The following is a 14,084-nucleotide window of genomic DNA, read 5'->3' as shown; positions in this document are numbered from 1 at the left end:
ATTAGTCAGCTACGTGCGGGGTTCGCTATGGTGCCGAATCGTGCTATCAATGAAGCATCTGAATGATTCATTTAGGTATTCTGATCACCGGAAGTCAATACAAAGCGAGGATGATAATGAAAATGAAGATAGCCACCTTAGCGCTTGTTACGGCTGGGATGACGCTGGCGGCCAGCGTTAACGCTAAAACGCTGGTCTACTGCTCTGAAGGATCGCCAGAGAATTTTAACCCGCAACTCTATACCTCAGGCACCAGCGTCGATGCCAGCGCCGTACCGGTGTTTAACCGCCTGGTGGATTTTAAACCGGGCACCACTGAGCTGGTGCCCAGCCTGGCAGAAAGCTGGGAGATCACTCCGGACGGCACCGTCTATACCTTCCATCTGCGCAAAAACGTTAAATTCCAGAGCAACAAGCAGTTTAAACCGGGCCGCGACTTTAACGCCGACGATGTCATTTTCTCTTTCATGCGCCAGATGGACCCGAAGAATCCCTACCACAACGTCTCAGGCGGCACCTATTCCAACTTCGAAAGCCTGGAGCTGTCGACGCTGATCAAACAGATTGATCGGGTAGATGACCATACGGTGCGCTTCACGCTGTCGCATCCCGAGGCGCCGTTCCTGGCCGACCTCGCCTGGTATTTCGCTTCGATTCATTCCGCTGAATATGCCGATCAGATGCTGAAAGCCGGTACGCCGGAGAAAGTGGATATGAACCCGATCGGCACCGGTCCGTTTGAGCTGGTGCAGTATCAGAAAGATTCGCGCATTCTGTACCGCGCCTTCCCGGATTACTGGCAGGGCAAGGCGAAGCTGGATCGGCTGGTGTTCAGCATCACCCCGGATGCCTCGGTGCGCTATGCCAAGCTGGAGAAGAACGAATGCCAGGTGATGCCGTTCCCCAATCCGGCCGATCTGGAGAAAATGCGCGCCAATCCGGACATTACGCTGGAACAGAAAGCCGGACTGAATACCGGTTTCCTGGCGTTTAATACCACCAAAGCGCCCACTGACAATGTCCAGGTGCGTCAGGCGCTGGCGATGGCGATCAACAAACCGGCCATCATCGACGCGATTTTTAAAGGCACCGGCACGGTGGCAAAAAATATTCTGCCGCCGGGCGTCTGGAGCGCTGACAAGGATCTGAAGGATTACGACTACGATCCGGAAAAAGCCAAAGCGTTACTGCAACAGGCGGGGGTGAAACCGGGCACCGAGATCGCGCTGTGGGCGATGCCGGTCCAGCGGCCCTACAACCCCAATGCCCGTCGCATGGCCGAGATGATCCAGTCGGACTGGGCGAAGGTGGGTATCAAAGCCAATATCGTCAGCTATGAGTGGGGCGAATACCTGAAACGGGTCCGCAGCGGCGAGCATCAGGCGGCTTTGATGGGCTGGACCACCGCCACCGGCGATCCGGATAATTTCTTTGGCCCGCTCTACAGTTGTACCTCGGCCCAGGGCGGTTCGAACTCGTCAAAATGGTGCTATCAGCCGTTTGAGAAGTTAATTACCACCGCCCGTGCCGAACCGGATCAGGGCAAACGTACCGCGCTCTATCTGCAGGCGCAGCAGATGATGCACGATCAAATGCCGGCCGTGATGATCGCGCACTCGACCATTTTCGAGCCGGTACGCAAATCAGTCAGCGGCTATCAGGTCGATCCGTTCGGTAAACACCTCTTTTATCAGGTCGACATCAGGCAGTAACAGAGGCCCTGTTGCCCACCGCAAGCGGGACAACAGGGCGCTTTAACCGGTTATTCCTGCCGCAGTTGCCGATCGATTTCGCTTAACCGCTGCTGTAAAAAATCCAGAAACAGCGACAGGGCCGCCGAACGCTGGCGGCCTGATACCGTTTGCAGTTGCAGGGTACGCTGGCTGAGCTGATCGACCCCCATCGTCCGCAACACCAGATTTTGCGACTCGCGCTCAAACAGCAGGGTAAACGCGCTACAGATGGTGACCGCCTGCGGCGTGCGCAGCAAAAAGTGATACAGCGTGGCGAAATAATCACAGGTCAGCACCGGCTCTACCACGCTGCCGTTCATCTGACAGGTGAGATCAAACAGTTGCCGCACCGTGGTGTGCTGACCCGGCAATGCCAGCGGCCAGCGATGGAGATCGGCCAGCGTCACCTGGCGTGACGCCAGCGGATGGCTCTGATGCATCGCCAGCAGCACCGGCGCTGGCCATGAGCCGAGCACCTCTACGCTGCGTTCCGGATGCAGGCTGAGCTGCAGCGCAACGTCGCATTCACCGGCACGCACCGCTTCAGCCACGCCCTGCGAGTGAGTGACATTCAGCGCAAACAGCACGCCCGGATTGGCGAGGCGAAACTCAGACAGCAGGCCTGGCAGCAGGCTGAATGCCATGCCATCGGTACAGGCGATACGGATGCGGGTGCGGCGTACCGCTTTCAGTCCCTTGATCTCCGCCAGCGCATATTCCATATCCAGCTGACTCTTGCGCACATGGTGCGCGAAAATTTCCCCGGCCTCATTCAACACCATTCCGCGCGCATGACGTTCAAACAGCGGAACGCCCACCTGCGCCTCCAGCCGCTGAATCTGGCGGCTGATGGCCGAGACGGCAACATAGAGCTGCTCACTGGCCGCGCTGAGCGAACCACCGTTCACCACCGCCAGAAAATAGCGGATTTCACTGCTCAACATGGTCACTCCTTACCGACCGGACGCATTAAAAAGGGGCAGGCTGATGTTGCTTTAAAAGCAAAGCTCACTCGATAAATTGATAATTGTGGCAAAGCCCGAAGTTTGTCAAAGATAACTGACCATTAAAAAAACAAACAGGGCAAACATGACAGAGCAACAGGCGGTAAATCAGGCGATGCGCTATTTCGACAGCGGGGCGTTTCAGCAACTGCTGGCCCGACGCATTGCCTGTATCACGGAGAGTCAGCATCCCGGTCGTCAGGCGGAACTGCAGCACTATCTGCAGGCTGAGATTGGGCCTCAGCTTGAGGCACTCGGTTTTACGCTTCACCTTTTTGATAATCCTCAGCCGCAGAGCCCACCGTTTCTGATCGCTGTGCGGATAGAAGATCCGGCGCAGCCCACGCTGCTTTGCTACGGTCATGGGGATGTGGTGTCAGGCGATGCAGAGAACTGGCGCCAGGACTTATCACCGTGGCAACTGACCGCGGAAGGCGATCGCTGGTATGGCCGGGGCAGCGCGGATAACAAAGGCCAGCACTGCATCAATCTGGCGGCGCTGGAACAGGTGATGGCGGCACGCGGCGGCCGGCTGGGCTTTAACTGCAAAATCCTGTTTGAGATGGGGGAAGAGATCAGCTCGCCGGGACTGGCGCAGATATGCCAGCAGCAGCAGGCGCTGCTGGCCGCCGATCTGTTTATCGCCTCCGACGGCCCGCGGCTTAATGCTGAGCGGCCGACGCTGTTCCTTGGCTCACGCGGAGCCGCTAACTTTCGTCTGACTATTACGGCGCGCGACAACGCCTATCACTCAGGAAACTGGGGCGGATTATTAAGCAATCCGGGCACGCAACTGGCGAATGCGCTGGCCTGTCTGGTGAACGCGCAGGGCGTGTTACAGGTGACGGCGCTAAAGCCTGACTCACTGACGCCAGCGGTGCGCGACATCCTCAGTGACATCGAGCCAGGGGGCATGCCGGGCGATCCGGCGCTGGCTGAAAACTGGGGTGAACCGGGTTTAACCGCGGCCGAACGGTTATATGGCTGGAATACGCTGGAGGTGCTGGCGTTTGAAACCGGTCACCCGGCGCGGCCGATGAACGCCATTCCGGGCCGCGCCACGGCGGTCTGCCAGTTGCGGTTTGTGGTCGGCACCGACTGGCAGAATCTGACGCAGCACATCGACCAGCATCTGCGTCAGCACGGTTTCGATAATGTCAGCGTGGAGTTTATGCGCGGCTCGCCGGCGACGCGGCTGAATCCGCAGGACCCGCTGGTGGCATGGGCGCTCAGCAGCCTGGCCCGCAGCAGCGGTAAAAAACCGGCGCTGTTGCCCAACCTTGGCGGATCGCTGCCCAATGAGGTGTTTGCCGATATCCTCGGCCTGCCAACGCTGTGGGTGCCGCACTCTTATCCGGCCTGCGGGCAGCACGGGGTCAATGAGCATATGCTGACTTCAATCGCACGCGAAGGGCTGGAGATCATGACCCGGCTGTTCTGGCAACTGGGTGAAGAGGGCCAGCTGTTAATCGCCCGCCACCGTGACTGGCAGGAGAGTGGACAATGAGCAGCATCGCGCAGAGCACGCCACGGATCACGCCCAGCCTGCATAAAACCCTGTTTGCCACCTGTATTGGTAACGCGCTGGAGTGGTTTGATATCGCGGTTTATGGCTTTTTCGCCAGCTATATCGCCCACGCTTTCTTTCCGGTCAGCGATCCCTCGGTGTCGCTGCTGCTGACGTTTGGCAGCTTCGGTATTGCGTTTCTTATCCGCCCACTGGGTGCGCTGGTATTAGGTAACTACGCCGATCGCCACGGTCGTAAAAAGGCGTTGCTGCTGTCGATCAATCTGATGATGCTGGGCGGGGCGATCATCACCTTTATGCCGGGTTACGCCACCATTGGGCTGGCTGCGCCGCTGCTGATTATCCTGGCGCGGCTGATACAGGGATTTTCAGCCGGTGGCGAGTTTGGCAGTTCCACCGCTTTTCTGGTGGAGCACTTTCCGGAACGGAAAGCGTTTATCGCCAGCTGGCAGTTTGCCACCCAGGGCGCGAGCACGCTGATGGCGTCGGCGTTTGGGCTGGGGCTGACGCAGTGGCTGAGTGAAAGTGAAATCCAGGCATGGGGCTGGCGGATCCCGTTTGCCTTTGGCTTACTGATTGGTCCGCTGGGTGCCTGGATTCGCCGCCACGTTCACGAGCCTGCCAGTTTCGTGGCGCAGGAGAAGCACAGTGCGCCGCTTAAAACCCTGTTCGGTCGGCAGAAGGCGCTGATCACGCTGGCGATTGGGGTGATGGTTATTTCAACGGCGATCAACTACATGCTGAACTACATTCCGACCTATGCCACCAAAACGCTGCACTTGTCGGGATCGGTAGCCTTCACCGCTACGCTGGTGGCGGGGATCATCCTGACGGTCGTCACGCCAGTGATGGGGTTGTGGGCAGAGCGTATTGGCCGTCTGCCGCTGATGTGGGGATCGCTGTTACTGCTGATGGTGACCATCTATCCGGCCTTTAAAGGCATGGTCGATCACACCACGCCGACCACGCTGATTCTGCTGGTGGCCTGGATGGCGCTGCTGAAGTCCGTTTACTTCTCGACGGTGCCGTCGGTGATGGCCGATCTGTTTCCTGCCACCACCCGGGCCAGCGGTATGGCAATCAGTTATAACGTGGCGGTGACGGTGTTCGGCGGTTTTGCGCCGTTGATTTGCAGCATGTTGATCGCCGCTACCGGCAGCAGCCTGGCGCCAGGCTATTATCTGATGGCGGTCGCCGTCCTGAGTGGTGTGGCGCTGTCGCGCAGCCGTAAGCATCTGGGATAACAAAACGGGCCGCTATCATGGCCCGTTTTTGCTGTTTAGCTGAACTGAAGATAGGCGACGTGAGTCTGCAGATACTCTTCCAGCCCATGTTTGCCGTCGGCACCGCCAACACCCGATTTACGCCAGCCGGCATGAAAACCCTGCATCGCTTCAAAGTTTTCACGGTTGACGTAGGTTTCGCCAAACTTCAGCTGACGCAGCGCCTTCATCGTGGTGTTCAGATTCTGAGTATAGAGCGAGGAGGTCAGGCCATACTGGCAGTCATTAGCCAGCGCGATCGCCTCGTCCAGCGTGTTAAAGGCCATCACCGGCAGCACCGGACCAAAGATCTCCTCCTGCATAATCTCCATCTCCTGACGCACACCGGTGATCAGCGTTGGCTCAAAAAAGAAGCCTTTATCGCCAGCCCGTTTGCCGCCCAGCACCACCGTTGCGCCTGCCGCTACCGCATCCGCCACTTTCTGTTCGACACGCGCCAGAGCCGCCGCATTAATCAGCGGGCCCATATCGATATCGCTGTGCTGAGCCGGATCGCCCAGTTTCACCTGGCGGAACGCGGCGGTAAGGGCGGTGATAAATTTATCGTAGATGCCCTGCTGGACATAGACCCGTTCTGCACAGTTACAGACCTGGCCGCTGTTGATCATCCTGGAGCTGACGATTGCCCGCACCGCGAGATCGATATCGGCATCCTCCATCACGATAGCCGGTGCTTTACCGCCCAGTTCCAGTGACACCTTAGTGACATTTTTCGCCGCTGCCTGCATGGTCGCAATGCCGGCACCCACGCTGCCGGTCAGGCTGACCAGGCCCACTTTCGGGTTTGCCGCCAGCTCCTGTCCTACTTCCGGGCCATAGCCATAAACAAAGTTGATCACTCCGGCGGGCAGCTCAATCTGCTGTAAAATCTCAGCAAAAATAGCGGCGTTATTCGGGGTCAGTTCACTGGGTTTGATAACGATGGTATTGCCGGTGATCAGCGCTGGCGCGGCTTTACGCGCAATCAGGAAGAACGGGAAGTTCCACGGCAGAATACCGGTGGTGACGCCAATCGCTTTTTTAAACAGGAAAATATTCTCGTTGGCGCGGTCGCTGTTGATGATTTCTCCTTCGTAACGGCGGGCCCATTCAGCCATATAGTCGAGATAGTCTGCGGTAAACAGCACTTCGGTCTGCGCCAGCCCCTGCGTTTTTCCTCCTTCCGCCACAATGGTCCAGGTCAGCTGCGGTTCGCGTGCGCGAATCGCCGTGGCGATCTTATGCAACCAGCGACCCCGCTCCACTGCGGGCAGCGCTTCCCAGGCTGGCTGCGCCGCTTCGGCGGCGAGGATAGCGCGCTGTGCATCCTCTTTGCTGCCCTGCGGGATGCGCGACAGCAGCGCCTCAGTGGCGGGATTAATCACCTCAATCCACTTATCATTGTGATCGGCGATAAACTCGCCATTGATGTAATGTTGATGATGTGTTGTCATTCGCAGGACTCTCCGCTAACGGTACGTTGCAATAATGTGATAGCAGGGTGAAACAGATCCGGCGGGTCTACCTTTTCCTGATTGCCAGGCGTGAAGAACTGCTGGCAACCAATCACAGAAATCGGCGCGTTTTACGGCAAAAACCGCAAATTGTTATAGATTTAAAGGAGAGAAGCCGTAACAGGAGGATCACATCATGGCAAACGGATGGGCGTCGGAAGGCGCAGTACAGGAGCAGATCGACAGCACCGTCAACGACGGCATTGAACGTGTCCGGCAGTCAATCGGTCAGGGCGAAAGCGCCACCGAATGCGAACTCTGCGGCGAACCCATTCCCGAGGCGCGCCGTAAAGCGTTAAAAGGCGTACGCTACTGCGTATCCTGTCAGGAGAAGCTGGACAAGCAGCAGCAGAGTAGCAGCTTATATAACCGGCGGGGCAGTAAAGACAGCCAGCTGCGCTAGGCGTCAGGAGCCCGGCATCGCCAGGCCACTGCCAATAAACCAGGCCAGAAAGCCTACGCCCGCCACGATAATGGCGATAGGAAAGAGGATGCCAATTCTCATTATTTTCCTGCTGATAACAGAGAGGGTAAGGCGGGCGATCTTATCACGACAGCTGTAACACTGCGCGGTGGGTTTTCAACAGGGTAAACAGTTGAAACTGCGTCGCATCAGTAACCTCACGCAGCAGCTCCCCTTTTTTAAACACAATATGCTCAACGTGTCCCAGCTGACGCCAGATGACGATGGCTGCGGCGATCAAGGCACAATGCTGTTCAGCCTGCACGCATTCAATGGTGGCGTAGTGCGTTTCATCCAGCCCGTTGACAAAAACCTTCATGGCATCTGCGGGCAAAATCGCCCGCAGATCATCCAGCATCACCTGGCTGACTGCGCGTGAAAGAAACAGCGTTAACCACTTCGTCGTCATCCTAATCCCTGAATCCGATCAATTTCCCCCAGTTTATACGAACCTCGCCGCCGTAAGGAAAGGCTTCTTTGTTCTTTTGCCAAAATGATCGCGCGCATGGCAGCCAGGCTGATAATGTGCTGCGCCACACAGCAAAATCACAAAAAACACTGAATAATAAGCGACTTAGCCAGGAAAGCGTCCGGCAATCTGACAAAGAGCAATTTGTGATCCCTGGCGGGATTAATCGGGCAATTTTGCCATTACGTTGCGGCATCCGGCATTCATTCAAAGGCTGAGGAATTCCTGCAAAACGTAGACTGCCTGCTAAGCGGAAATCGTCTGGTTTCCGTCAGGCCTCAACCTAACCAGGAAAAAACAATGAACAGTGCCATTATTGCAGGAATCTTCTGGCATTTTGTCGGAGCTGCCAGCGCCGCGTGTTTCTACGCGCCTTTTAAACAGGTGAAAAGATGGTCATGGGAAACCATGTGGTCGGTGGGTGGTGTGATGTCGTGGCTGATTTTGCCCTGGGCGGTGAGCGCCATTTTGCTGCCCGACTTCCGCGCCTATTACAGTAGTTTCAGCCTGGCCCAGCTGATGCCGGTGTTTCTGTTCGGCGCGATGTGGGGGATCGGTAACATCAACTACGGTCTGACGATGCGTTATCTCGGCATGTCGATGGGCATCGGTATTGCCATTGGCATTACGCTGGTGGTTGGCACGCTGATGACGCCGCTGCTGCAAGGCCGGTTTGGTGAGCTGTTCGCCTCCGCCGGTGGCCGCTTAACCCTGCTTGGCGTGCTGGTGGCGCTGATTGGGGTGGGCATAGTGACCCGGGCTGGCCTGCTGAAAGAACGGGCGCTGGGCATTAATGCGGAAGAGTTCAATCTGAAAAAAGGACTGGTGCTGGCGGTGATGTGCGGCATTTTCTCTGCCGGAATGTCGTTTGCGATGGATGCCGCGAAGCCGATGCACCAGGCCGCCGCGCAGTTGGGCATCGATCCGCTCTATGTCGCGCTGCCCAGCTATGTGGTGATTATGGGCGGCGGGGCGCTGGTCAACCTGGCGTTCTGTTTCTTCCGGCTGGCAACCCGACCCGAACTGTCAGTGCGCCGTGATTTCTCGGTGGCAAAGCCCCTGCTGATGGCGAACGTGGCGTTTGCCGTCCTCGGCGGCACCATGTGGTATCTGCAATTCTTCTTTTACGCCTGGGGACATGCCCGAATCCCGGCGCAGTATGACTATGTGAGCTGGATGCTGCACATGAGCCTCTACGTGCTGTGTGGCGGTCTGGTCGGTTTGCTGATGAAAGAGTGGAAGTCAGCGGGTCGTCGGCCGGTTAGCGTTTTATCGATTGGTTGCGTGGTGATTATCATCGCCGCCAATATCGTTGGGCTGGGCATGGCAGCCTGACTGTAAACCGCAGTGAAGCGCGAGCCTGCCGATGCAGGCTCGCGCTATTGTGATTCAAAATCCGCGTTTTTTAATACGTGGCCGGGTGAAATGAAACGCTGACGCCAGGCGCTGGGCGTCAGGCCGGTATCGCGGGTAAACACCACCGAAAAGTAGTTACTGTCATCAAAGCCGCAGCGGGCCGCCACTTCACTAATCAGACAATCCTGGGTACGCAGCAGATACTTCGCCTGGCAGAGCTGCAACTGGCGCAGATAATGGCTGATGGTCATACCGGTCTGCTGGCGAAACAGCTGCCTGAGCGCCCGCTCGTTAAGCTGGTTATGCTGGCAAAACTCGGCGAGGTCAAAAGGACGGGCAATCGCCCCCTGTAATGCAGACATCAGCAAATCTAACTGCTCACCTTCCGGCAGCGCCCACGGGCGATCGGCAGCATAGCCATGACGGCGCAGGATCAGCGCCAGCTGCAAAAACAGCGCCTCAGACAGCTGCACCGACAGGGAATCGCTTTTGCGGCTTTCGCGTTCCAGCTGACTAATCACGCCGCGCGCCAGCGCCATACCGCGCGTGGTCAGACGCCAGTAGCCGGGCGCATCGGCGCCCTGGGGTGGCAGCAGCTGATTCCAGTCCAGCCCAAGGGTGAAGCGGTCACGACAATAGAGGATATTATCCAGCACCAGGTCGTTGACGCTGTCGTAGCTGTGGCAGTCACTGTCGCGGATATAAAAAACGTCGCCACAGGTGATTAGCCAGGGACGATCGTTGAGGAGATGCAGACCGTTGCCGCGCCAGACAATGACGATTTCGCTAAATTCATGTTGGTGCGGCGGAAAAGAGGGTTGGGGCATCCGTTCGGCCACCGCCACCGGTAAGCTGGTGGCAGGAAAATAATCATCCCGGCTGAGTATCAACGCCATACTGTGCTCCTTTACAACATCTGCTGGCGCTCCGCTCGCGGTGCGCAGCCAAATTCGCGCCTGAACAGGGTGGAGAAGTGGTTACTGTCACCAAATCCACACTGAAAGGCGATATCGGTAATTCGCATATCACTGTGACGCAGCAAATGGCGCGCCTGCAATAACCGCAGCCGGTTGAGGTAACGCTGCGGCGTGCTGCCGGTTTGCTGCTTCATTTGTCGATGCAGCGTGCGCAACGACAGGGAAAAACGATCGGCCAGTTCATCCCAGACAATCTCATCACTGTAGTGATCGTTGAGCCAGTCGAGCAGCCGATGCAGACGTGCCTCCTGATCCTGGCTCTGTTCGTCACGACACGCTTCACGCAGCAGCACCAGCAGTTGCAGAAACAGCTGCTCCTGGCGTGCCTGCTTCTCCAGTGACCAGACCTCATCCTGCCGCATCTGCGTCGCCACACTCAGCGCCTGGGCCATCACTTTGTGATTAATACGCCAGTGCGAAGCATAGTGTCCATCCTTATCACAGGGCAGCAGCGCCTGCAGTCCGGAGAGAAAGCGAAACGCACCCGGACTGCGATACAGCACGTTGGTCAGGCAGAGGTTCTCGGTCTGCTCATACAGGTGTCGATCGTGATCGCGCACAAAGCAGACGCAGCCAGCGCACAGCGTTTGCGGCTGCCCGTTGAACACATGAATGCCTGACCCATGCTCTACCAGCACAATTTCATGAAAATCATGATGATGTTCCGGAAAAGCCTGCTGTGGAACACGCGGCTCAATGGCGATTGCATAATCGCCTTCCGGGAAAAAATCCGCACTGTGCAAAATGGTCATTATCGCCTCTCGCCACTGTTAACAAAACCGTAACGGAGTCTAATCAGCACAGGGTCACCTTACCTTGAATTTTCCGCTCATCTCAGCAGTAATCTTGCTGATTATTCAAGAAATCCTCAGCAGTTAACAAATTTGCGGCAGGGGTCACATCGCCTTAGCTCTCGTCTCTGTGATCTCTCTCACGAACTTCTTTGCAAGTCTGCCAGTGGCCTTCGCCCGCTGGCACTGTCGGGAAGGTGGCGACCCGGCAGGATTTCTACTCTGTGACCATCAAATCACAGGAAAAAATGCTGCCATGACCAAGCGAAATATTGTTGCTATCGATCTCGGCGCATCCAGCGGACGGGTGATGCTCGCACACTGGGATGCCGCTCAGCGCCACCTCAGCCTGCGCCAGGTGCGGCGTTTCGCGAATACCCGCCAGCGTCGTGCCGGCTATGACTGCTGGGATGTGGCGATGCTGGAGCAGGAGATCCGGGCCGGACTGGCGCAGCTGGATGAAGAGGGCGTAGTGCCGGACAGCATCGGCATTGATACCTGGGGCGTGGACATGGTGCTGCTGGATAGTGACGGCGAGCAGGTGGGTGAAGCGGTCAGCTACCGCGATGCCCGCACCCACGGTCTGATGGAGCAGGCGCAGCGCGATCTGAGCCACAGTGCAATCTATGCCCGCACCGGCATTCAGTTTCTGCCGTTTAATACGCTTTATCAGATGCGTGCGCTGCACCAGCAGCAGCCCGACTGGCAGGCCCGCGTCGCGCATGCGCTGATGATCCCGGACTATCTGCACTATCGCCTGACCGGCAATCTCAACTGGGAATACACTAACGCCACCACCACCCAGATGCTGAATATCGACAGCGGCGAATGGGATCGCGATCTGCTCAGCTGGGCCGGTGTCGATGCCGCCTGGTTCGGCCAGCCACAGCCGCCGGGTAATACCGTCGGCCACTGGCTAAACGCCCGCGGTGAGCGCATTCCGGTGATTGCCGTCGCCACCCACGATACCGCCAGCGCGGTACTGGCGACGCCGCTAATGCAGGACGATGCTGCCTATCTCAGTTCCGGCACCTGGTCATTAATGGGCTTTGAAAGCCTGCAACCTTACGCGTCAGAGGCGGCACTGCGTGCCAATATCACCAATGAGGGCGGCGCGGAAGGCTACCGCGTACTGAAGAACATCATGGGATTATGGTTATTGCAGCGCGTCTGCGATGAACTTCATATCGACGATCTCAGCCCGCTGATTGCCGACACCGCCCGACAGCCCGCCTGCGTGTCATTGATCAGCCCGAACGATGCCCGCTTTATCAATCCGGACAGCATGGTCAATGAGATCCAGAATGCCTGTGCGGAGCAGGGTATGCCGGTGCCGCAGTCCGCCGCGACCCTGGCGCGCTGCATTTTTGACAGCCTGGCGCTGCTCTACCGCGAAGTCATCACGGAGCTGGCACAGCTGCGCGGCAAACCCTTCAGCCAGCTGCACGTTGTGGGCGGCGGCAGCCAGAATCATTTCCTTAATCAACTGTGCGCCGATGCCTGTCAGATTCCGGTGCTGGCCGGACCGATCGAAGCATCCACGCTGGGCAACGTAGGCTGTCAGCTGATCGCGCTCGGCGAGCTGACCGATGTAGCCGATTTCCGCTGCTGCGTGGTCAACAATTTCCCGCTCAAAAAATTTGAACCGCAAACAAACAGCGCTTTCGGTGCCAGTCAGGCACGCTTTGTGGCGCTGAGTCAACCCGCTAAGGAACTCGCTTATGACTAAGCAGATTGAACAGGCTTTTGAACTGGCTAAACAACGTTACGCCGACATCGGGGTTGATGTTGAACAGGCCATCCGCCAGCTGGATAGCATCCCGGTTTCCATGCACTGCTGGCAGGGCGATGATGTCCGGGGCTTCGAAAACCCGCAGGGCGAATTAACTGGCGGTATTCAGGCAACCGGTAACTATCCGGGACGCGCCCGTAACGCAGGCGAGCTGCGGGCCGATCTTGATAAAGCGATGTCACTGATTCCCGGCGCTAAACGCCTGAACCTGCACGCCATCTATCTGGAGAGCGACAAGCCGGTGGCGCGTGATGCGATTGAACCGGAACATTTCGCTAACTGGGTCAGCTGGGCCAAAGAGAACAAGCTGGGGCTGGACTTCAATCCGAGCTGCTTCTCGCATCCGCTGAGTGCCGACGGTTTTACGCTTTCCCATGCCGATAAAACCATTCGCCAGTTCTGGATCGACCACTGTAAAGCCAGCCGCCGGGTCTCCGCCTCATTTGGTGAGCAGCTGGGCACGCCTTCGGTCATGAACATCTGGGTACCGGATGGCATGAAAGATATCACCGTGGATCGTCTGGCCCCGCGTCAGCGTCTGATGAGCGCCCTGGATGAGATCATCTCAGAAAAACTCAACCCGCAGCACCATATCGATGCAGTAGAGAGCAAGCTGTTTGGCATTGGCGCTGAGAGCTACACCGTGGGCTCAAATGAGTTTTATCTCGGTTACGCCGCCAGCCGCCAGACGGCACTTTGTCTGGATGCCGGTCACTTCCATCCGACCGAAGTGATCTCCGACAAAATCTCCGCCGCCATGCTTTATGTCCCGCGTCTGTTACTGCATGTCAGCCGTCCGGTGCGCTGGGACAGCGATCACGTGGTGCTGCTGGATGATGAAACGCAGGCGATCGCCAGCGAGATTGTCCGTCATCAGCTGTTTGACAAGGTACACATCGGTCTCGACTTCTTTGATGCCTCCATCAACCGCATCGCGGCCTGGGTTATCGGTACCCGCAACGCCAAAAAAGCGCTGCTGCGCGCCTTGCTGGAACCCACCGATCGTCTGCGCCAAGTGGAAGCTGACGGCGATTACACCGCCCGACTGGCGCTGCTGGAAGAGCAGAAGTCACTGCCGTGGCAGGCGGTATGGGAAGCCTGGTGCCTGCGTCACGATGTGCCCGCCGATGCCAGCTGGCTGAGCGATGTCCGTCACTATGAACAACAAATCTTGAGTCAACGTTAAGGATTCACT

General features: G+C 57.5%; 13 protein-coding genes. 7 read left to right on the top strand and 6 right to left on the bottom strand.

Going from position 1 to position 14,084, the window contains the following annotated elements:
* Positions 1-116 precede the first annotated feature (116 nt).
* Complete coding sequence (locus tag ACX3P5_RS09125; protein WP_233984236.1) at positions 117-1,712, top strand: ABC transporter substrate-binding protein; 1,596 nt, start codon at positions 117-119, stop codon at positions 1,710-1,712.
* Between the two features lie 50 nt (positions 1,713-1,762).
* Here the strand turns inward: ACX3P5_RS09125 and ACX3P5_RS09120 are convergent, their stop codons facing one another.
* Entirely contained in the window at positions 1,763-2,677 is a 915-nt protein-coding gene (locus ACX3P5_RS09120; protein ID WP_458968603.1) for a LysR family transcriptional regulator, read from the bottom strand.
* A gap of 145 nt (positions 2,678-2,822) precedes the next feature.
* Between ACX3P5_RS09120 and ACX3P5_RS09115 the strand changes: the two genes are divergently transcribed.
* Positions 2,823-4,244, top strand: coding sequence for a M20 family metallopeptidase (locus ACX3P5_RS09115; RefSeq protein ID WP_458968602.1), 1,422 nt, complete (start codon positions 2,823-2,825; stop codon positions 4,242-4,244).
* A complete protein-coding gene (locus ACX3P5_RS09110; RefSeq protein ID WP_458968601.1) occupies positions 4,241-5,509 on the top strand; it encodes an MFS transporter in 1,269 nt (422 codons plus the stop codon). The genes ACX3P5_RS09115 and ACX3P5_RS09110 overlap by 4 nt, the downstream gene beginning before the upstream one ends.
* 35 nt (positions 5,510-5,544) lie before the next feature.
* On the opposite strand, the gene aldA is transcribed toward ACX3P5_RS09110, so the two are convergent.
* Entirely contained in the window at positions 5,545-6,981 is a 1,437-nt protein-coding gene (gene aldA / locus ACX3P5_RS09105) for an aldehyde dehydrogenase (RefSeq protein ID WP_458968600.1), read from the bottom strand.
* Positions 6,982-7,177: 196 nt separating this feature from the next.
* Here aldA and ACX3P5_RS09100 point away from each other — a divergent pair, with 196 nt between their 5' ends.
* Complete coding sequence (locus ACX3P5_RS09100) at positions 7,178-7,444, top strand: DksA/TraR family C4-type zinc finger protein (RefSeq protein WP_233984241.1); 267 nt, start codon at positions 7,178-7,180, stop codon at positions 7,442-7,444.
* Between the two features lie 3 nt (positions 7,445-7,447).
* Here the strand turns inward: ACX3P5_RS09100 and ACX3P5_RS09095 are convergent, their stop codons facing one another.
* Entirely contained in the window at positions 7,448-7,546 is a 99-nt protein-coding gene (locus ACX3P5_RS09095) for a YoaK family small membrane protein (RefSeq protein WP_008925225.1), read from the bottom strand.
* Positions 7,547-7,589: 43 nt separating this feature from the next.
* Positions 7,590-7,913: a hypothetical protein gene (locus tag ACX3P5_RS09090; protein WP_458968599.1), complete on the bottom strand. Its 324-nt coding sequence runs from the start codon at positions 7,911-7,913 to the stop codon at positions 7,590-7,592.
* 360 nt (positions 7,914-8,273) lie between these two features.
* Between ACX3P5_RS09090 and rhaT the strand changes: the two genes are divergently transcribed.
* A complete protein-coding gene (rhaT, locus tag ACX3P5_RS09085; protein WP_233984243.1) occupies positions 8,274-9,308 on the top strand; it encodes an L-rhamnose/proton symporter RhaT in 1,035 nt (344 codons plus the stop codon).
* 44 nt (positions 9,309-9,352) lie between these two features.
* Here rhaT and rhaR read toward each other — a convergent pair whose 3' ends face one another.
* The gene (gene rhaR, locus ACX3P5_RS09080; protein ID WP_458968598.1) at positions 9,353-10,225 is read right to left on the bottom strand and encodes an HTH-type transcriptional activator RhaR; all 873 of its coding nucleotides are present in this window, start codon (positions 10,223-10,225) and stop codon (positions 9,353-9,355) included.
* An 11-nt stretch (positions 10,226-10,236) separates the two neighbouring features.
* Positions 10,237-11,058, bottom strand: coding sequence for an HTH-type transcriptional activator RhaS (rhaS, locus tag ACX3P5_RS09075; protein ID WP_233984245.1), 822 nt, complete (start codon positions 11,056-11,058; stop codon positions 10,237-10,239).
* Positions 11,059-11,353: 295 nt separating this feature from the next.
* Here rhaS and rhaB point away from each other — a divergent pair, with 295 nt between their 5' ends.
* Both rhaB and ACX3P5_RS09065 read left to right on the top strand, forming a co-directional pair.
* Entirely contained in the window at positions 11,354-12,826 is a 1,473-nt protein-coding gene (gene rhaB / locus ACX3P5_RS09070; protein ID WP_233984246.1) for a rhamnulokinase, read from the top strand.
* Positions 12,819-14,075 (top strand): L-rhamnose isomerase, encoded by a 1,257-nt coding sequence (locus tag ACX3P5_RS09065; RefSeq protein WP_233984247.1) that lies wholly within the window; start codon positions 12,819-12,821, stop codon positions 14,073-14,075. The genes rhaB and ACX3P5_RS09065 overlap by 8 nt, the downstream gene beginning before the upstream one ends.
* Positions 14,076-14,084 lie beyond the last annotated feature (9 nt).

The organism is Pantoea sp. S-LA4, from assembly GCF_054482835.1.
Note: the sequence above shows the minus strand (reverse complement) of the source record. Positions and strands in the feature narration are given on the sequence as shown.